This is a genomic window from Nocardia sp. NPDC050412 (assembly GCF_044458825.1).
Classification (GTDB): Bacteria; Actinomycetota; Actinomycetes; order Mycobacteriales; family Mycobacteriaceae; genus Nocardia.
Genome location: NZ_JBITIJ010000016.1, coordinates 111,414 through 134,645, shown reverse-complemented (window position 1 = coordinate 134,645; position 23,232 = coordinate 111,414). Strand labels below are relative to the sequence as shown.

Here is a 23,232-nt window from a genome sequence, read left to right as displayed (position 1 = left end):
ATCGCGGTGCCCGTCCGGCTTCGCGATGACCAGCCGCGCACCGATATGCAACGGCCAGAAGAACTCCCACACCGAAACGTCGAAGGTGGCGGGCGTCTTCTGCAGGACGGCATCGGTGCTGGTCAGCCCGTAGGCCGACTGCATCCACACCAGACGGTTCACGATCGCGGCATGGCTGACCGCCACACCCTTCGGACGTCCGGTCGAACCCGAGGTGAAGATCACGTACGCGGTATTCGACGGGCGCAGCGGCGCACGCCGTTCCGCCTCGGTCACCGGCTCGTCCGACAACCCGAACAGGTCGAGCAGATCTATGCGCACCTGGGCGGTATCGATCTTCAGATCGTCACCGGAAGTCAGCACGCAGACCGGATCGGCGGTGGCGAGAATGTATTCCGTGCGCTCGGCCGGATGATCCGGATCCAGCGGCACATACGCGCCACCGGCCACGGCCACCGCGTACATGCCGACCACCAGATCGATCGAGCGCCGCATACCGAGGGCCACATACGATTCCGGGCCGACACCGCGTTCGATGAGCCAGCGCGCCAAGCCGTAGACCCGGGCGCCGAACTCGGCATAGGTCAGACTTGTCCCCTCGAACGTCAGCGCGGTCGCGTCCGGAGTCGCGGCGAGCTGGGCCTCGAACATCGAGACCAGCGTGGCCCCGTGAGCGGAGCCTGCGGAGCGAGCCGACAGCCCGTGAGCGGAGCCTGCGGAGCGAGCCGACAGCACAGCGTCGACGTCGTGTGCGGTGTCGTTCCAACCCGACACCACGAGTTCGCGCTCGGCGGTATCGAGCAGTTCGATATCGCCCACCGCTGCAGCGGGTTCGGTGGTGATCGCGGTGAGCACCCGCACCAGGCGATCGGCGATGCGGCGCACTGTCTGCTCATCGAAAAGGTCGCGCAGGTAGCCCGCGCGAACCCGCAGCTGGGAGTCCAGCTGCGCGATCAGGGTCAGCGGATAATGCGTGGCGTCGGCGGCCTGCATATCGACCACAGCCATGCCGTCGATATCGGCGGCCTGCGCCCGTATGCCCTCGGCATCCACCGGGTAGGACTCGAAGACCACCAGCGTGTCGAACAGACCGCCGATTCCGGCGGCGGACTGGATATCGGCCAAGCCGACGTAGTGGTGATCGAGCAGATCCGCCTGCTCGCCCTGGGTCCGGGTGAGCAACTGCTCCACCGATTCCGACGGATCGAAGCGCACCCGCACCGGAACGGTATTGATGAACAGACCGACCATCGATTCGACGCCGGACAGCTGTGCCGGACGGCCGGACACCGTGGTGCCGAACAGCACATCATCACGGCTGGTCATCCGGCCGATCAGAATGCCCCAGGCGACCTGCAGCACGGTATTCGGCGTAACGCCGAGCGAAGCGGCGAGTGCGGTGAGTCGCGCGGTCGCCTGCTCGTCCAGCTCGAAGAAGTATTCGCCGGACAGCGCGGTGATCTCGCGGCTCGCGTCCGGACGCGACAGCAGCGTCGGTTCGCTGACACCGCGCAGCGCGGTGGTCCACGCGGCCACCGAGGCCGCATGATCCTGCTGCCCGGTCCATTCCAGGAAGTGCCGGTAGGAGCGCACCGCGGGCAGCACATTGGCATCGGCGTGCGCCGCGTAGAGCACCAGCAGATCCCGCATGAGCAGCGGCATGGACCAGCCGTCGAGCAGGATGTGGTGGTTGGAGACCACGAACTGCCAACTGTCGGTATCCGATGGGGCAGCCGCGGGTCCCTCCGTGGTTACGCGGGCTGCCGCTCCCGCCCGGGCGGTTTGGATCAGCGTGAAGCGGATCAGCGGCGGCTCGGTCAGATCGAAGCGCTGCATGCGGTCGGCGGCGATGAGATCGGCGGCGTCACCGGATTCGGTCCGGTCGTGCTCGGCCCAGGCGACGCGGACGCTGTCGAGGACGACCTGCACCGGGTTGCCGTCGTTATCGGTGACGAATGCGGTGCGCAGGTTCTCGTAGCGATCCACCAGAGCCTGTGCGGCCGAACGCAATCGGATCGGATCCACCCGGCCGGTGAGCGTCAGTACGGCCTGCGCGGTGTAGACGTCCACCGAGGTGGCGGCCAGGCGCGCGTGGAACAGCAGACCGGCCTGCAGTGCGGACAGCGGCCAGATATCGGCCAGTGCCGGGTAGCGCTGCTCCCAGTTGTCGATATCGCGCTGTGTCAGTTCCCGCCCCCCGCCGCCCCGCGCCGAGCGCACCAGGGTGAAGTCGGACGGGGTGTGCCCGCCCGCGCCATTCGAATTGGCGTGCCGGGCAACCGCTTCCAGTGCGGTGGTCCACAGTTCGCCGAATTCGCGGACCTGCGCGGCATCGAGCAGGGTGCTCGGGTAGCCGATATTGGCGGTCAGCTTGTCGCCGACCACGATGGCATTGATATCCAGCGGCGCCATCGCGGGCATATCCGCGTCGTAGGCGCCACCGAGCGCACCGAGTTCGGCGGCCGGGATCCAGCCGAAGCCGCGCAGCGCCTCGGGCACATCGCCCTCGGAGACGCGGCCCAGGTAGTTGAAGCTCACCTGGCCCGGCTGTTCGACGGGCAGTTCCGAGGCGGTTGCCTCGTTCATGTAGCGCAGCAGGCCGTAGCCGATGCCCTTGTCCGGCACCGCGAGCAACTGCTCCTTGACCGCCTTGACGGCCTTGCCGAGCGCCGGACCACCGGCCAGCGCGGCATCGATATCGATGCCGGACAGATCGAAGCGGACCGGGAAGATCGCGGTGAACCAGCCGACGGTGCGCGAGAGATCCGCGCCGGGCACGATGCCCTCTTCGCGGCCGTGGCCCTCCAGGCGGATCAGCAACGCATCGTCGGTGCGGGCGGTGCTGCGACCCGCGCGCCACTTCGCGGTCGCCAGAGCGAGCGCGGTGAGCAGACCGTCGTTGACGCCGCCGTGGAACAGCGCGGGCACGGTGGTCAGCAGCGCCTTGGTGACCTCGGCGGACACCTCGACCTGCAGTTTTTCGATGGCACCCGAGGTATCCACGGTCGGATCCAGCGCACGCTCGGTCAGCAGCGGATCCGCCGTAGCGACCACCGAACGCCAGTAGTCGAGTTCGGCCACCCGCCCCGCGCTTTCGGCCTCGCGACGCAGCGCGTCCGCCCAGGCGCGCATCGAGGTCGCGGGCGCGACGAGCTGCGGCTCCTGACCCGCGGTGAGTTGACCCCACGCGGCGACGAAGTCCGGCACCAGGATGCGCCAGGAAACACCGTCCACCACGAGGTGATGGGCGGCCACGATGAGGCGGCCGCCGCGGCTGCCGTCCGAGGGGTCCAGCCAGACGAACCGAATCACCACGCCCGCAGCCGGATCGAGTCGATCCAGCGCGGTATCCAATGCGGCGGAAGCGATTTCGAACAGTCCGGCATCGTCGATATTCGCATCGAATTCGGTGTGATCGATCAGCGCGTCCACATCGATGGTGCCCGGCTCGGCGGTCTCGAGGATCCAGTCGTCATCCTCGCGGTACAGCCGCGCCCGCAGCATGTCGTGGCGGTCGACCACGGCGGCAGCGGTTTTCGCGATGCCAGCGCGATCGATACCGACCGGCAATTCGAGTGCCATGGTCTGGTTGAACCGGCCGAACGAACCCTGCCGCTGCGCCATGAACCGGACCACCGGGGTCAGCGGCATGGTGCCGATGCCGCCACCGGGCAGCTCGGCCAGCGCCTCGACGGCGGTTTCGGTGCTGTCGGCGGTCTCGGCGACCGCGGCGAGTCCGGCCACGGTGCGCTGCTCGAAGACATTCCGCGGGGTGAAGACCACACCGCGCGCCTTGGCCCGCGAAACCAGCTGGATGGACACGATGCTGTCGCCGCCGAGTGCGAAGAACGAATCGTCGACACCGACACGCTCGACACCGAGCACCTCGGCGAAGACCTCGGCAATGGTGTGCTCGATCGGCGTACGCGGTGCGCGGAAGACCACCTCGGTCGCGAAGACCGGCTCCGGCAGCGCCTTACGGTCCAGCTTGCCGACCGGGGTCAGCGGAATATGGTCGATCACCATCACCGAGGACGGCACCATGTACGCGGGCAGGCGTTCCTCGACGTGCGCGGTCAGCTCGGCGACATCGATCGAATGACCCGGTACCGCAACCACATACGACACGAGCGAGGTCGCGCCCGCGGCACCCTTGTGGCCGACGGTGACCGCGAAATCGACGCTCTGGTGCGAGGCCAGCGCCACGTCGATCTCACCGAGTTCGATGCGGAAGCCGCGCACCTTGACCTGGAAGTCGGAGCGGCCCACATATTCGACCTCACCGGTGCGCGTCCAGCGGACCACGTCACCGGTTCGGTACATGCGCGCACCCGCGACATACGGGTTGGCCACGAAGCGTTCGGCGCTCAGCCCGGCGCGGGCGTGATAACCGCGCGCCAACTGGATGCCCGACAGATACAGCTCACCCGCGACACCCACCGGCACCGGCCGGAGCTGGGCGTCCAGGATCAACGACTGCATGCCGCGGATCGGCGCACCGATCACCACCGTGTCACCGGCCACCAGCGGCTCGCTGATATTGGTCATGATGGTGGTCTCGGTCGGACCGTAACCATTGTGGAAGCTGCGGATGGACCCGTTCTCCAGCGGCACCGCCCATTTCGCGACCAGATCCGCCGGAACCGCCTCGCCACCGGCGACCAGTACGCGCAGCGAGTCCAGGCCGGTCGGATCGAAGGTGGCCAGCGCGGCGGGTGTGATGAACGCGTGGGTGACCCGCTCGGTGCGGATCAGCTCGGACAGTTCCTCACCGCCGTACACGCCGGGCGGGGTCACCACCAGCGCGCCGCCCGCGCCGACCGCGAGCAGCAGCTCCAGGATCGAGGCGTCGAAGCTCGGCGAGGCGAAATGCAGTGCGCGCGAACCGGAATCGAGGTCGTAGCGCACGATCTGCTCGACGCTGAAGTTCGCGAGTCCGGCATGGGTGACCACCACGCCCTTGGGCACACCGGTGGAGCCCGAGGTGTAGATGACGTAGGCCGGATGCGCCGGCCGCAGCGGGCGGACCCGGTCGGCGTCGGTGACCGGACCGCCGTCGAATCCGTCCAGGTCGAGCTCGTCGAGCACCAGCCAGCGCACCGAATCCGGCAGGCCATCGCGAACCGCCGCGACCGTCAGGCCGACCGGGGAACCGGAATCCGTGACCATGTGGGCGATGCGCTCGGCCGGGTAGTTCGGGTCGACGGGCACGAATGCCGCACCCGCCTTCGACACCGCCCAGGCTGCGAAGACCGAATCCGCGGACCGCGGCACGCCGACGGCGACCAGATCCTCGGTACCGATGCCCTCGGCAATGAGCAAGCGCGCCAACCGGTTCGACCGCTCATCGAGGTCGCCATAGGACACACGTGTCCCCTGGAACACCACCGCGGTCGCCTTCGGATCCATCGCGGCGGCCTCGGCCAGCAGCTCGGGCAGGGTGCGCGCGGGCACCGCGGGCGCACCGGTGCGGGCGATCAGCTCGGCCCGCTCCTGCGCGTCGAGCACATCGATGACACCGACCGGGGCGGTCGGGTCGGCGGCGATGGCCTCCAGCACTCGCCGCCAACGCTGCGTGATCAGCTCGGCGCTCGACACGTCGAACAGCTCGGTGGCGTAGGTGAGCGCCAAAGTCATTCCGCCGGAACCGGTTTCCGACAGCGTGAACTGCAGGTCGAAGCGGGCCACATTCTCTTCGAGGTCCAGTGCGGACACCGAAAGACCCGGTAATTCGAGTGCGGTGCGCTCCAGGTTCTGGAATGCGAGCATCACCTGGAACAGCGGGTTGCGCGCCTGCGAACGTTCCGGCGCGAGCAGTTCCACCAGCCGTTCGAACGGCACGTCGGCATTGCCGAAGGCATCCAGGTCGGTCGAGCGCACCCGGTCCAACAGCGCCGTGAACGGCTCCGACTGATCGATGCCGGCGCGCAGCACGAGGGTGTTGACGAACATGCCGACGAGGTCGTCGAGTGCTTGCTCACCGCGTCCCGCGATCGGCGAGCCGACGGCGATATCGTCGGTGCCCGACAGCCGGGCCAGCAGCACGGAGAGCGCGCTGTGCATGACCATGAACAGCGAGGCACCGCGTCGGCGAGCGATATCTTCCAGCGCCGCGATGAGTTCGGCGGGCAGTTCGGTTTGCAGGGTCGCACCGCGATGCGAGGCGATCGCGGGGCGCGGCCGGTCGGTGGGCAACGGCAGTTCGTCCGGGACGCCGTCGAGTGCGCGCTGCCAGTGCGCCACCTGACGCGCCATCAGCGAATTCGGATCGTCCTCGCTGCCGAGGACCTCGCGCTGCCAGATGGCGAAGTCCGCGTACTGCACCGGCAGCGGCGCCCAGCCGGGCGCGGCGTCCTGGGCGCGCGCGGTGTAGGCGAGCATCACGTCGCGGGTCAGCGGGCCGATGGAGAAGCCGTCGGCCGCGATGTGGTGCACCACGACGACGAACACATGCTCATCGGCACCGGCGGAGAAGAGCCTGGTCCGCAGGGGAGCCTGTTCGGACACATCGAATCCGGCGGTCACGAATTCGGTCACCACCGCGGTCAGCTCGGCCGGATCGACCGAAACCGGTTGCAGGTCGAGCGCGATCGCGTCGGCGGGCACGATCACCTGGACCGGGGTGCCGCCGTGCTCCGGATAGCGGGTGCGCAGCGATTCGTGCCTGCGCACCACATCGGCCACCGCCAGTCGCAGCGCCTCGATATCGAGCGCACCGGTCAACCGGATGGCGACCGGGAGGTTGTAGGCCGCGGATGTGGTGTCGTACTTGTTCAGGAACCACATGCGCTGCTGTGCGAACGACAGCGGCACGAGTTCGTCGGCCTTGCGCGGGCGGGCGACCAGCCGGGCGCGCGCGGCGCCATCGGCATGCGATTCCACCCGGGCCGCGAGCGCTTCCACGGTGGAGGCCTCGAACAGCGCACGCACCGGGACGGTGGTGCCGAGCGCCGCGCCGATCCGGGCGACCACCCTGGTCGCGATCAGCGAGTTGCCGCCGAGATCGAAGAAGTCGTCGTCGACACCGACCCTCGGCAGGTCGAGCACATCGGCGAAGACCGCGGCGACGGTTTCCTGGACCGGTGTCACCGGGGCACGGAAGGCCTTGGCCTGCACCGCGGGCGCGGGCAGCGCGCGACGGTCCAGCTTGCCGTTGACGGTCAACGGAATCCACTCGAGCCGCACCAGTGCCGCGGGCACCATATAGGACGGAAGTCGTTGCGCCGCACCACTGCGCACCACATCGAGGTCCGGGATCACCTCGGGTTCGGCGACCACATAGGCCACGATCCGCTGATCGCCCGGCTGATCCTCGCGCACGATGACCGCGGCCTGGGCAATGCCCGGCTGGGCCAGAATGGCGGATTCGATCTCGCCGAGTTCGATGCGGAAGCCGCGCACCTTGACCTGATCGTCGGCGCGGCCGAGATATTCGAGTTCGCCGAAGCGGTTCCAGCGCGCGAGGTCGCCGGAGCGGTACAGGCGCGTGCCCGCGGCCTCCGCGTCGGCGAGCGGGTTCGCGACGAAGCGGGTGGTGGTCAGGTCCGAGCGGCCGAGGTAGCCACGGGCCAACTGCGGTCCCGCGACATACATTTCGCCCGCGACGCCGACCGGAACCGGCCGCAGCCGGTTATCGAGGACGTACACGCGCAGACCCGCGATGGCACGACCGACCACACTGCCGGAGGCGGCCGCGATGGTCGCGGCGTCCAGCGCGCGGTAGGACACGTGCACCGTGGTCTCGGTGATGCCGTACATGTTGACCAGCAGCGGAGCGGCAGGCGCGGAGCCTGCGGAGCGCCCACCGGCACCGTCGCCGTGTCGGGCAACCCAATCCGAAAGCCTGCGCAGTTCGAGGGCTTCACCACCGAACACCACGTAGCGCAAGGCCAGCGGGTTGGCATCCGGTGCGGCATTGCGATCCGCCTCGGCCAATTGGTAGAACGCGGACGGCGTCTGGTTGAGCACCGTGACCTGTTCCACCCGCAGCAGTTCCAGGAACTGTTCGGGCGAGCGCGAGGTGTAGTAGTCGACGACCACCAGGGTGCCGCCGAACAGCAGCGGACCCCACAGCTCCCACACCGAGAAGTCGAAGGCGTAGGAGTGGAACAGCGTCCACACATCGCCGGGGCCGAAGCCGAAGTCGCGATCGGTATTGGCGAACAGCCGCACCACATTCCGGTGCGCGACCGCCACACCCTTCGGGCGTCCGGTCGAGCCGGAGGTGTAGATCACGTACGCGACATTGTCCGGCGTCAGCGCCGCGAGCCGGTCGGCGTCGGTGATCGGGGCGTCGTCGGCATCCTCGACATTGCCGGTCTCCACCGCGAACCCGTCGAGCACCACGGTCGGCAGCTCGGCGGGCACCGTCACCTGGACCGTGGAATCGAGGACCACGCTGGTCGGACGCGAATCCGCGAGTACGTAGGCGATGCGGTCGGCCGGGTAGGTCGGATCGACCGGCACGTAGCCCGCACCGGTCTTCACCACCGCGAGCAGCGCAACCACGAGATCCAGCGAGCGCGGCAGGATCACCGCGACCAGCGACTCGGGGCCGGCGCCGTCGGCGATCAGCCTGCGCGCCAACACATTCGCGCGCCGATCCAGCTCCGCGTAGGTCAGCGATTCGATGCCGAATTTGGCCGCCGTATTGTCCGGATGCGCGGCCACCGCCTGCTCGAACAGGTCGACCAGGGTGGTACCGGGTGCGTTGAATCGCGCCGCGCTGTGTCGTCTTGCGGCGCTCCCGGCGCCCTCCGTGCGCGCCAGACTGTCGAATCCGGACGACACCCAGCGCTGCGACACATTGAGCCGCTCGGCCTCACCGAGCAGATCGATATCGCCGATGACGATCTCGGGATCCTCGACCACACTCTGCAGAATCCGGACAAGGCGATCGGCGAAGGACGCCACCGTCTCCGGATCGAACAGCTCGGTGGCGTAATTCCACGACAGGCCCAGCGCACCGTCGGCGGTCTCGCCGACGGTCAGCTGCACATCGAATTTGGCTGTGCCGGGATCGAATTCGACCACCGACAGCTCGACACCGGGCAGCGCGACGGTGCCCATATCCGCGGCCGAGGCGGCCTCGAAGGTCAGCGCCACCTGGAACAGCGGGTGATGCGCCTGCGACCGGGCCGGGCTGATCACGTCGACCAGCCGCTCGAACGGCACATCGGCATTGGCGAAGGCCGCCAGATCGGTGCGGCGCACCTGCGCGAGCAGATCACTGAACTTGGCGCTCGGCTCGACCTCATTGCGCAGCACCAGCGTATTGACGAACATGCCGACCAGATCGTCGAGCGCGCGTTCACCGCGGCCCGCGATCGGGGTGCCGATGGCGATATCGGTGCTGTTGGACAGCCGGGCCGCCCAAGCCGCAAGTGCCGCGTGCATGACCATGAACAGCGTGACGCCACGGGCGCGGGCGAGTTCGGCCAGTGCGGCGTGCAATTCGGCATCGATCGAGAAGCCATGGGTGCCACCGGCATTGGAGGCGATTTCGGGCCGCGAGCGGTCGGCGGGAAGTTCGATCTGATCGGGCAGATCGGCCAGCTGCTCGGTCCAGTACGCGAGCTGCTGTGCCGCGACGGATTCCGGATCGTCCTCGCTGCCGAGCACCGCGCGCTGCCACAGCGCGTAGTCGGCGTACTGGACATCCAGCGGCGCCCAGGTGGGCACCTCACCGCGGCTGCGCTCGGTGTAGGCCAGCACCACGTCGCGCAGCAGCGGCCGCAGCGAGAAACCGTCACCACTGATGTGGTGCATGACGAGCACCGCGACGTGGGTGTGCTCATCAATGCTGAGCAGGTTGGCCCGGAACGGCACCTCACTGGTCACATCGAAGTGCACACTCGCCAGCTCGACGATGCGCGCGGGCACCGCGCCGGGGGCGATCGCCTCGGCGGCCAGCTCGAAGCGCACCTCATCGGTGTGCAGAACGTGCTGGTAACCGGTGCCTTCGACCTCCGGGTAGATGGTGCGCAGCGCCTCGTGCCTGGCCAACACATCGCCGATGGCGGCATTCAGCGCGGCGATATCGACCTCGCCGGTGAGCCGCACGGCAACCGGAATGTTGTTGACGGCGGTGCGGTTGTCGAAGCGGTTGAGGAACCACATCCGCTGCTGGGCCAGCGATAGCGGGACCAGCTCGGGGCGCGGCTGCGGAGTCAGCGGTGCCCGACCACCTTCACCGGCGGCCGATTCCACCAGCGCGGCCAGTGCCGCGACATTCGGGGCCTCGAACAGCGCGCGCACCGGGATCTGAGTATCCAGTGCCGCACCTAGGCGTGCCGCCACCTGGGTGGCGATCAGCGAGTTGCCGCCGAGTTCGAAGAAGTCGTCGTCCAGGCCGACGCCGTGTCCGACGCCCTGCAGACCGAGTACTTCCGCGAAGGTGCCCGCGACGATCTCCTCCACCGGGGTGGTGGGCGCGCGGAATACCTTGGCCGCGAACGTCGGTGCGGGCAGCGCCTTGCGATCCAGCTTGCCGGAGGCATTGAGCGGGAACTCGTCGAGCACCACGTAGGCCGCGGGCACCATGTAGGCGGGCAACTGCACACCGAGGGTGTTCTTGACGGTCTCGATATCGACGGCCCGGTCCGGATTCGCGACCAGGTAGGCGACCAGCTGATCGCCGGTCCGCTCATCGGAGTGCACCAGCACGACCGCCTGCGCCACCGCGTCCTGTGCGGTGAGCGCCGATTCGATCTCGCCGAGTTCGATACGCAGACCGCGCAGCTTCACCTGGAAGTCGGTGCGACCCAGGTACTCCAGTTCACCGCGCGGTGTCCACATGACGAGGTCACCGGTGCGGTACATGCGCGCCGCGTCACCGAACGGGTTCGCGATGAAACGATCGGTGGTCAGGTCCGGGCGGCCGACATAGCCGTGCGCCAACTGCGCACCCGCCAGATACAGCTCACCCGGGACGCCCGCCGGCACCGGACGCAACCGCGAATCCAGCACGTAGACCTGGGTGTTGAACACCGGGGCACCGATCGGCACCGAGCTGATATCGGCATCGGTCACCTCGTGGAAGGTGACGTCGACCGCGGCCTCGGTCGGGCCGTACAGGTTGTGCAGTCGCGCGCCGGTCAGCTGGCGCAGGCGCTGCGCGGCCACGGCGGGCAGCGCCTCACCGGAGGCGAAAACATTACGCAGACTGGTGCATTCGGCCGCGCGGTCCTCGGCGACGAATACCGAGAGCATGGACGGCACGAAGTGCACCGTGGTGACCTGCTCGTCGACGATCAGGTGCGCCATATAGGCCGGATCGCGGTGGCCGTCCGGCTTGGCGACGACCAGGCGGGCGCCGACCTGCAACGGCCAGAAAAACTCCCACACCGACACGTCGAAGGTCGCCGGAGTCTTCTGCAGCACAACATCTTCGGCGGACAGACCGTATTCGGCGTGCATCCACACCAGGCGGTTGACGATCGCGGCGTGCGAGACCGCGACACCCTTCGGCCGACCGGTCGAACCCGAGGTGAAGATCACGTACGCGGTATTGCCCGGACGCAGCGGACGATGCCGATCCGCGTCGGTCAGTGGTTCATCCGAGAACTCCGACAGGTCGAGTTCATCGATGCGGACCTGGCGTGACACCGTGGTCTCCAGATCGGTGCCCGCGGTCAGCACGCAGACCGGTCGCGCGGTCTCCAGGATGTAATCGATGCGCTCGGCCGGATGATCCGGATCCAGCGGCACGTAGGCACCACCGGCGGCATTGATCGCGTACATGCCGACGACCAACTCGATCGAGCGCCGCATACCAAGAGCCACATAGGATTCCGGGCCGACGCCGTTCTGCTTCAGCCAGCGCGCCAGCCGGTGCACCCGGGCTGCGAACTCGGCATAGGACAGAGTCGTCCCCTCGTAGCTGACCGCGTACGCGTTCGGCGTGCGCAGTACCTGCGCCTCGAACAGCGAAACCAGCGTCGCGGCCGCATCGCCGACCGGTGAGGTGAGCGCCGCGTCCACCGGGAATTCGGTCTCGTTCCACCGGCCGAGCACCTGGGCCCGCTCGGTGTCGTCGAGCAGGTCGATATCGCCGACCACGATCGCCGGTGCGGCGGTGATACCGCGCAGCACCCGGACGAACCGCTCGGCGAACACCTCCGCGAACCGATCGTCGAAAAGATCTGTGGCATAGACGAGTTCGGCGGCCATCTCCGATTCCGCACCCTCGCTCAGCGTGAGCTGCAGGTCGACCTTGGCCGTCGGCGGATCGATGCCGAGCTCGGAAACCGCGAGCCCGGGCAGCTCCAGCGAGGTGCGCCCGAGGTTCTGGAACGACAGCATCACCTGGAACAGCGGATGCCGCGCCTGCGAGCGGGCCGGGTTGAGCACCTCGACCAACCGCTCGAACGGCACATCGGCGTGCGCGAAAGCCTGCAGATCGCGTTCGCGCACCTGGGCGAGCAGATCGGTGAACGCTTCGGTCGGATCGACCTGGGTGCGCAGCACCAAGGTGTTGACGAACATGCCGACCAGGTCGTCGAGAACCTGCTCACCACGACCGGCAACCGGGATGCCGATGGCGATGTCATCCGAACCACTGAGCCGCGCGAGCAGGGTCGCGAATGCGCTGTGCACCACCATGAACAGCGTGGTGTTGTGCTCGTGCGCGAGGCGGTTCAGTGCCTCCACGAGCGCACCGGGCAGCTGGAATCGGTGCGTGCGCGCCTGATACGAAGCGACGACCGGCCGTGGCTTGGGCGAAAGACGCAGTTCCTCGGGCAGTCCGGCCAGGGTTTCCCGCCAGTAGCCGAGCTGTTCGGAGATCAGTGAGGTCGGATCGTCCTCGGAGCCGAGCGTTTCGCGTTGCCACAGTGCGTAATCCACGTACTGCACCGCCAGCGGCGGCCAGACCGGCGCGGATTCCGAACTGCGCGCGATATAGGCCGACATCAGATCGCGGACCAGCGGACGCATCGAGAAGCCGTCGGCCGCGATGTGATGCACCACGACTGCGAGCACATGGTGCTGCGTGTTGTCGCGCCACTTCTTACTGCTCAGCGGCGCACGCTCGACCTGGTAGAGCCGAATTCGCAGCACGGATTCGGTGGTGATATCGAAACCGCGACCGATGAATTCGTAAAGGGCACTGCCCAATTCGCTTTCGGCGACCGGGATGATCTCCAGCTCCGGAATCGCCTGCGCGGCCGCAAGCACCTGCTGGTAGGCCACGCCCTCATGGGACGGGTAGATCGTGCGCAGCGATTCGTGCCGGGTGATCACATCGGCAATGGCGCCGCGCAGCGCGGGCAGATCCAGATGCCCCTGCAGGCGCACCGCCGCCGGAATATTGTCGGCGGCCGAATCGGCGTCGAAGCGGTTGAGGAACCACATCCGCTGCTGCGCGAGCGACAGCGGCGGGTACTCCGGCCGCGGGCGCACGGTCAGCGCCTGGCGGGCACCGGCCCCGGCACTGGCCTCCATGCGCGCGGCGAGTGCGGCGACGGTCGGCGCCTCGAACAGCAGTCGCACCGGCACCTGGGTATCCAGTGCCGCGCCCAGCCGCGCCACCACCTGGGTGGCGACCAGCGAATTGCCGCCCAGATCGAAGAAGTTGTCGTCGATGCCGATGCGCTCATGGCTGAGCACATCGCTGAAGATGTCGACGACGATCTCTTCGATCGGGGTCGACGGTGCGCGGAATTCCTTGGCCTCGAAGACGGGTTCGGGCAGCGCGCGGCGATCCAGCTTGCCGTTGGGATTCAACGGCATGGCGTCGAGCACCACGATCGCGGCGGGGACCATGTACGACGGCAGCTGCTCGCTCAGGTGCGCGCGCAGCTCGTCGAGATCGACCGTGCCGCCATTGGCGGGCACCACATACGCCACCAACTGATCACCGGTCCGCGCGTCCGTGCGAACCAGCGCGACCGCCTGTGCCACCGAATCGTGTGCGGTGAGCGCGGTTTCGATCTCGCCGAGCTCGATACGCAGACCGCGCAGCTTCACCTGGAAGTCGGTGCGGCCGAGGTACACGATCGCACCGTCGGCATTGCGGGTTACGAGGTCACCGGTGCGGTACATCCGGGATCCGGAGGCGCCGAACGGGTTGGCCACGAAGCGATCCGCGGTCAGATCGGTACGCCCGAAGTAGCCGCGCGCCAGCTGCGCACCGGCCAGATACAACTCACCCGCGACACCTGGTGCGACCGGATGCAGTCGGGCATCGAGCACATACGCCTGGGCATTCCACACCGGCAGACCGATCGGCACCGCGCCGATCAGCCCCTGCGCCACCGGGCCGTGCGTCGCGTGCACCGCGAATTCGGTCGGGCCGTAGAGGTTGTAGAGCTCGGCGGAGCTGACCTTGCGAATCGCGGCGACGGTGTCACCGGTGAAGGCCTCACCCGCGACCAGCAATGTGCGCAACGATTCCAGTGCCGCACCACCGGCAGCGTCCACACTGCCCGCGAAGACGGTCAGCATCGAGGGCACGAAGGAAGTCATCGTAACCCGTTCGGCCGCAATGACTTCCGCGAGGTACTGCGGGTCGCGGTGCCCGTCCGGGCTCGCGACGACAATCCGGCCACCGGTACTCAACGGGCCGAACAGTTCCCACACCGACACGTCGAACGTGGCGGGGGTCTTGAACAACACGACGTCATCGGCACCGATGCCGTATTCACCGGTGATCCAACGGATCTGGTTGACGACAGCCGCGTGCGGTACCGCCACACCCTTCGGGCGACCGGTCGAACCGGACGTGAAGATCACATACGCGGTGTTCTCCGCCCGCAGCGGCGCGATCCGCTCCGCATCGGTGACCGGCGCATCCGAGTACTCGGACAGATCCAGGTCATCGATGGAAAGCGTTGGCAGCCCACCGCTTTCGAAGTTGTCCCGCGAGTTCGTCAGCACGCAGACCGGTGCCGCCGACTCGAGTACATAACTGATCCGCTCGGTGGGCTGATCCAGGTCCAACGGCACATAGCCGCCGCCCGCCTCCTGCACCGCATACGCCGCGACCACGAGGTCGACCGAACGCCGCAGGCCGAGGGCGACAAGCTTTTCCGGGCCGACACCGGCCTCGATCAACCGCCGCGCCAACCGGTGCACGCGGGCACCGAATTCGGCATACGTCAGCGTCGCGGAGCCACTCGATGAGGGGTGCAGGTCGGTCGACGGGTCCAGCGAATCACCCGTCGCAGGATCCACGATCGCGACCGCATCCGGCGTGGCCGCGGCCTGCGCGGCGAACTCGCCCACCAGGGTGAGCCCGCCACTTCGGCGAACGCCGGAACGACGCGGGGCACGGCCGGGCTGACGACGCGGCAGCAAATCGTGACTGGTGTCGTTCCAACCGACTACCGCCAGCGCGGTTTCCTGATCGTCGAGCAGTTGGATGTCGCCGACCGGCACGGTCGGATCGGCGATGATGGCCGCCAGGATCCGATCCAGGCGACGCGCGAAGGCGGCCACCGTGTCCTCGTCGAAAAGATCGAGGGCATAAGAGATTTCGGCCGACATACCGGCGGCCTCGCCCGATTCCTGAGTCTCCTGCAGGGTGAGCTGCAGATCGAATTTGGCCAGTCGCGCGTCGTAATCGATGCCGTTGACCGACAGTCCGGGCAGTTCGAGGTTTGCCTGCTTGACGTTCTGGAACGCCAGCATCACCTGGAACAGCGGGTTGCGCGCCTGCGAGCGGGCCGGGTTGAGAATTTCGACCAGACGCTCGAACGGCAGATCCGCATGGGCGAATGCCTGCAGGTCCGTTTCCCTGGCCAGGGCGAGCAGATCGGCGAAACTCGCCGAGCCCGCGACATCGGTGCGCAATACGAGCGTATTGACGAACATGCCGATCAGGTCGTCCAGCGCGGCCTCACCACGACCGGCGGCCGGGGTGCCGATGGCGATATCGCCGGTACCGCTGGCCCGTGCCAGCAGCACCGCGAGCGCACTGTGCATGACCATGAACAGCGACGAGTTGTGCTTGCGACCCAGATCGATGAGCGCACGCTGGGTCTCGGCGGAGATCACGAACGCGTAGGTACCGCCACGGTAGGAGGCGATCGCCGGACGCGGGCGATCCGACGGCAGCACCAGTTCGTCGGGCAGATCGGCGAGTTGTTCGGTCCAGTACCGGATCTGGCTGGAGATCAGCGAATTCGGATCATCCTCGGAGCCGAGCACCTCGCGCTGCCACAGCGCGTAGTCCGCGTACTGCACCGGCAGCGCGGACCAGGCGGGCGACTCCCACGAGGTGCGCGCCGCGTACGCCACCATGACGTCACGCGCCAGCGGCCCCATCGACCAGCCGTCGGCCGAAATGTGGTGCACCACCATACCGAGTACGAACTCGGACTCGCTGATCTCGAAAAGCCTTGCATGCAAAGGCACTTCGTCGGTGACATCGAATGCCATGGAGGCCAGGTCGATCAGATGCTCGACCAGAGTCTCCTCGGTGACCCGGTACGGGGTCAGATCGGGCACGATCTGCGCCGCGTCGAGCACGACCTGAACGGGACCGCTCTTGGTCTCCGGGAAGACGGTGCGCAGCGATTCGTGCCGGTCGATCACGTCGATGACCGCGACCTGCAGTGCGGCGACATCGAGATCACCGGAGAGCCGGATGGCGACCGGAATGTTGTTGACCGCCGATGCGGTATCGAAGCGGTTGAGGAACCACATGCGCTGCTGCGCGAGCGAGAGCGGCACTGCCTCCGGACGTTCCCGGGCGACCAGCGCACTGCGGGCACCCGCACCGGCATGCGATTCCACCCGAGCCGCCAGCGCGGCCACCGTGGACGCCTCGAACACCATCCGCACCGGCACCCGGGTATCGAGTGCGGTGCCGATGCGCGAGGCGACCTGGGTGGCGATCAGCGAGTTGCCGCCGAGGTCGAAGAAGTCGTCGTCCACGCCGACCCGGGGCAGGTCGAGCACCTCACCGAAGATCTGGGCGACGATCTCCTCGATCGGCGTGCTCGGCGCACGGAAGGTGTGCACCTCGAAGACCGGCTTGGGCAGCGCGCGCCGATCGAGCTTGCCGTTCGCATTGAGCGGCATCGCCTCGAGCGTCACGAACGCCGCGGGCACCATATAAGTGGGCACCATGGCGGACAGATGCGTACGCAGCGCGACATCGAATCCGGCCTCCGGCTCGGCCTCGGTCGGCACTACATAGGCGACCAACTGGTCGCCGAGCCTGCTGTCGGAACGGACCAGCGCGACCGCCTGCGCAACCGAAGGATGCGCGCGCAAGGCGGCTTCGATCTCGCCGAGCTCGATCCGGACACCGCGCAGTTTCACCTGGAAGTCGGTGCGACCGCTGTAGACGATCTGCCCCGCCGCATCGCGGGTCACCAGGTCACCGGTGCGGTACATGCGAGAACCGCTGGGGCCGAACGGGTTTGCGACGAAACGGTCGGCCGTCATATCCGCACGGGTGAGATAGCCGCGCGCCAGCTGGGGACCCGACAGGTACAGCTCACCCGCGACACCCGGCGGCACCGGATGCAGCCGCGCGTCCAGCACGTAGGCCTGGGTGTTCCAGACCGGTGCACCGATCGGCACCGCACCGCGCACAACCTCGCCGACAACCGCGTGGGTGGCATTGACGGTGAATTCCGTTGGGCCGTAAAGGTTGATCAGGGTGATATCGGGACGACCGAGCTTTCGGAACGCCTCCACCGCCTCACCGGTGAAGGCCTCACCGCCGACCAGCAGCATGCGCACCGAGCTCAGTGCCGCCGGATCGACGGTGCCGGCGAATACGGTCAGCAATGACGGCACGAACGAGGTGATGGTGACCTGTTCGGCAGCGATGACCTCAGTCAGATATTGGGTGTCGCGGTAGCCGTCGTGGGTGGCGATGACGGTCCGGCCACCGGTCAGTAAGGGAGCCAACGGCTCCCACACCGACGCGTCGAAGGTCGCCGGGGTCTTGTACAGCGCCACGTCGTCCGCGCCGATACCGAATTCGCTGATGAGCCAGCGCATCTGGTGCACCAGCGCGGCATGCGATACGCCGACGCCCTTCGGGCGACCGGTGGAGCCCGAGGTGAAGATCGCGTACGCCAAATGCTCTGGGCGCAATGGTGATACGCGCTCGGCATCGGTCACCGGAGCATCGGAGATCCCGGAAAGATCGAGCTCGTCGATAACGAGGGACTCGAAGCCCTCCGGCGTGAATCGATCCCGCGACGTGGTCAGCACATAGGCCGGGGCCGCGGTATCGAGCACATGGGCGATGCGTTCGACAGGCTGATCGAGATCGAGCGGCACATAGGTGCCACCGGCCTCGAGCACCGCATGGATCGCGATCATCAGTTCGAGCGAGCGCCGCAGACCGAGCGCGACCGGGACATCCGGACCGACACCGGCCTGGATCAACCAGCGCGCGAGCGCGTGCACCCGAGACCCGAAGTCCGAATACGTCAGCGTCGCGGAACGACCCGATGGGAGGTGGTCGGGCGACGGGTGGGCCAACGATGTGCCGATGGCGGGGGTGAAGCCGTCGACGGAGCGGTCGACCACGGCGATCGCATCCGGTGTCGCGGCCACCTGGCGGGTGAACAGATCGCTGACCGTCCCGGCCGCCTCGATCGCACGCGGCTCGCCGTGCCAGCCGTCGCGGGCCAGCTCGATCTCGCGTTCGTCGAGCAGATCGATATCGCCGACGATCGCCGCCGGATCCACGGTGACACCGCGCAGAATCCGCACCAGTCGATCAGCGAACGAGGACACCGTCGCGTGGTCGAACAGGTCGGTGGCGTAGGAGACGGCAACCGAAACGCCCGCGGGCTCGCCCTGATTGCCGCGATGTTCGGTCAGCGTCCAGAGCAGATCGAATTTGGCGATATTGACTTCGACCTCGGCGGCCGACACCGACAGTCCCGGCAGTTCCAGCGTGCCGTGCGACATCTCCTGGAACGACAGCATCACCTGGAACAGCGGATGCCGCGCCTGCGACCGAGTCGGGTTGACCACCTCGACGAGACGTTCGAACGGAACGTCGCTGTATGCGAACGCCGCGAGGTCGATTTCCCTGGTGCGCGCAAGGAATTCGGTGAAGGACCGACCCGGATCGACGTCCGAGCGCAGCACGAGCGTGTTGGCGAACATGCCGATCAGGTCGTCGAGGGCCTGTTCGCCACGTCCGGCGATGGGGGTGCCGATGGCGATATCGGTGGTGCCGGACAGTCGGGCCAGCAGCACCGCGAGCGCGGCGTGCAGCACCATGAACGGGGTCGTGCCCTCGGCACGGGCCAATCCGTTCAGCCGGGTGTGCAGTTCGGCATCGATATCGAAATTGAACTGTGCGCCGCGGAAGCTCTGCACCGGCGGACGCTGCCGATCGGTGGGCAGGTCCAGCTGATCCGGCAGCCCGGCCAGCGCGTCACGCCAGTAGGCGATCTCGCGGGCGGCCATGGAGTCGGGATCGCTTTCGGCGCCGAGCAATTCGCGCTGCCACAGGGTGTAGTCGCGGTACTGCACCGGCAGGGGTGCCCAAGCCGGCGCTTCCCCGGCTGCGCGGGCTAGATACGCGGTCGTGACATCGCGCGCGAGCGGGCCGAACGAGACGCCGTCCGCCGCGATGTGATGCACGACGAATGCGAGCGCGTAGTCGGCGGTGTCATCGGAGGACGCACCGGTGATCTGATACAGGCGCACCCGGATGGGCAGTTCGGTCGAGACATCGAAGCCGGCGGAGGCGAATTCGGTCAGCACGTCGAGGAGTTCGGCCGCCTCGATTGGCTGCACGGTGATACTGAGGTCGACCTCTTCGATCGGCAGCACCTGCTGATAGGCACCGTCGCCCGAGTTGGGGAAAATGGTGCGCAGCGATTCCTGACGGGTCAGCACATCGGTGAGCGCGGCCCGCATCGCGTCGAGATCGACGCGACCGCCGAGCCGCACCACGAACGGCAGGTTGTAGGTCGGCAGCGTGGAGTCGAATTGGTTGATGAACCACATCCGCTGCTGTGCCAGCGACAGCGGCACCTGCTCGGGCAGCTGCTGGGCTACCAGGGCCGGACGTGGCCGCTCGGTGGGCGGCGCCGATTCGGCGCGTGCGGCCAGACCGGCCACGGTCGGGGTCTCGAACAGTGCGCGCACCCCGATGCGGGTGCCGAATGCTGCGCCGATCCGCGTCACCACCTGGGTGGCGACCAGCGAGTTGCCGCCCAGATCGAAGAAGTTGTCGTCGATGCCGATACGTTCCTGGCTGAGCACGTCGGCGAAGATGGCCGCCACGATCTGCTCGGCCGGGGTGCGCGGCGCGCGGAAGACGGCCGCGTCCGCACTGAATACCGGCTCCGGCAGAGCCTTGCGATCCAGCTTGCCAGAGGTGTTGAGCGGGAACGCGTCCAGCACCATGATCGCCGCGGGCACCATGTAGCTCGGCAGCTTTTCCGCGACGAACCGGGTGAGCTCGATCGGTTCGATCGACTGCCCCGGCGCGGGTACGACATAGGCGACCAGCTGCTGACCGGTCGCGGTATCGACCACAAGCACCGCGGCCTGGCTGACGGCAGGGTGGGCGAGCAGATCGGTTTCGATCTCACCGAGCTCGATGCGCTGACCGCGGAATTTGACCTGGAAGTCGGTGCGGCCGATGTATTCCAGGGTGCCCGCGACATTCCAGCGCACCAGGTCACCGGTGCGGTACATGCGCTCGCCATCGGTACCGAACGGGTTGGCGACGAACCGATCCGAGGTCAGATCCGGGCGACCGCGGTAACCGCGCGCCAGCTGACGTCCACCCAGATACAGCTCACCCGGTGCACCGACCGCTGCCGGGCGCAGCCGCGAATCCAGCACGTAGACCTGGACATTCCACTCCGGAATACCGATCGGCACCGTGACCGTGTCGGCGGCAGTGGCCTCCCAGTAGGTGACCGAAACCGCGGCCTCGGTGGGGCCGTAGAGGTTGTGCAGACCGGCGGGAGCGGAGCCTGCGGAGCGACCGGAGAAATCAGTGGTGATCTCCCTGAATTTCGCGGCGGTTTCCGGCGGCAGCGCCTCACCGATCACGAAAACCGCACGCAGCGTGGCACATTGGGCGGCGGTAGCATGGGCGACGAAGACCGTCAGCATGGACGGCACGAAGTCGGTGACGGTGACCCCGTGCCGCTCGATCATCTCGGCGACATACAGCGGATCGCGGTGCCCGTCCGGGGTCGCGACAACAAGTTTCGCGCCGACCAGCAGCGGCAGGAAGTAACCCCACAGCGATACGTCGAAGGTGGTCGCGGTCTTCTGCAGGTACACATCGTCGGCGCTCAGGCGGTACTCGTCCAGCATCCACAGCTGCTGGTTGACGATCGCATGATGGGTTACCGCAACACCTTTCGGGCGGCCGGTCGAACCCGAGGTGTAGATCACATATGCGGTGTTTTCCGGACGCAGCGGTGCGAGCCGCTGCGAATCCGTCACTGGCGCAGCGTCGTACGCCGATACGTCGAGGGTGTCGATTTCCACCCGGCGCACCGATTCCGGCAGCTCGAGTTCGTCACTGGAGACCGTCAGCACACAGACCGGTGCCGCGGACTCGAGGATGTAGGCGGTGCGCTCGGCCGGATGATCCGGATCGATCGGCACATACGCGCCGCCGGCCTTGAGTACCGCGTGCATGCCGACGACGAGATCGAGCGAACGTCGCATACCAAGTGCGACAAGCGATTCCGGGCCGACACCGTCGTCGATCAGGAAGCGTGCCAGCCGGTTGACCCGCGCGGCGAATTCCGCATAGGTCAGCGTGGCGTCCTCGAAATCGAGGGCAACGTTGTCCGGGGTCAACTGAATCTGCGCATCCAGCAGAGCTGCCAGGGTGGTTTCCGGGACGTCCTGCTCGGAGTCGTTCCACTCCGCGACGGTCAGCTCCCGCTCCGCCGCCGTGGTCAGCTCGAGGCCCCATACCGGCGCATCCGCCTCTGCCCGCAGGAAGCGGTCGAAGAATTCGAGGAAGCGTTCGTGCTGACGCCGCGTCTCCGCCTCGGAGTACAGGTTCGGGTTCGTCTCGAAGTCGATGCGCGCGCGCGAACCGCCCTCGGACTGATAGAAGTTGACGCCGAGATCCTCGATGCTGCCGGTGGACAGCACCACCATGGTGCCGACCATGGAGCCCATGCTGATCTTGTCCTGGAACAGCATGATGTTGATCCAAGGACCGAAGAACTCCCTGGTCACCACTCCGTCACCGGCCGCATCGCGGCGGATGTCCTCATGCCGGTAGCGCTGGTGGCGCAGTGCGCCGGTCACCTCGACCTGGACCTGCTTGAGCACGTCGGCCACGGTGGTCTCGTGCCCGATCCGCAGCCGCAGCGGCACGATATTGGACGAGACGCCGCCGGAGCGGCGCATCACGGCGGTGGTCCGCGCGGTCACCGGCAGGCTCAGGATCACGTCCTCGGAACTGGTCCACTGCGCCAGATATCCGGCGAACGCGGCGAGCAGCAACCCGGCTGGCGACGAATCATGGCGCGCCACAGCCGCTTCCAGCACCGCGTTCCGCTCGTCCGAGAGCAGCACACTGCTGAGCGTGTTGATCGGCGCCGGCCCCGCGGACCGGCCCGCAAGGCTGGTGCCGTCCTCCACACCGGCGACCCGCTCGGCCCAGTACTTCTTGTCCGACTGGAACCGGGAGCTGTCCCGGTAGGTCATCTCCTGCTCGAGGAGCGTGCGCAGGTGCGCGGCATTGGCCGGTGCGGGCTCGGTGCCGTTCAACAGGGCGGTATACCACTCGGCCACCCTGGAAAGGTTGGTCACCGCGCCGAAGCCGTCCAGCACGATGTGGTGCGCGCGCAGGTACAGGTACCAGTGGTGATCGCCCACCTGCAGGCCCGCGAAGCGCAGCAGCCGATCCTCGAGCAGGTTCAGCGGGGCGCTGTACTCGGCGCGCATCCACGCCATGGCGGCGGCCTCGGGATCGGCCTCGCCGCGGAAGTCGACGTAGTAGACCTTGTCCCGGTCCGGAATCGTGTAGTCGATCCACTGATACGGCTGGCCGTCGATCTCGGTGATGCAGAGCATGCCGGAGCCGCGCTCCTGCCCGGAGCTGATCAGCGCCTCGCGCAGGACCTTAAGGTCGAGGTCGCCGTACAGGTCGACATACTGCGCGATGTTGATCGGCACCTGCGGGTCGACGTGCTGGGCGTACCAGATGCCCAGCTGCGCCGGGGACAGCGGAAACGGCTCACTCGACTCCCTCGAAGCAGCGTGCGCCCGTTCGCCACCAGTTTCGCCGTTTCCGCCGAAATCCCGCCGGTCCAA

Annotated in this window: 1 protein-coding gene (cut by a window edge); it reads right to left on the bottom strand. The window is 67.4% G+C overall.

Features of this window, described 5'->3' with window-relative positions; translation table 11 throughout:
* Nucleotides 1-23,232: the 5' portion of a non-ribosomal peptide synthase/polyketide synthase gene (locus ACIBI6_RS33925; RefSeq protein ID WP_396958958.1), read on the bottom strand. It extends 20,913 nt beyond the left edge of the window; 23,232 of the gene's 44,145 nt are visible here — the first part of the coding sequence; it begins with the start codon at nt 23,230-23,232; its stop codon lies beyond the left edge, outside the window.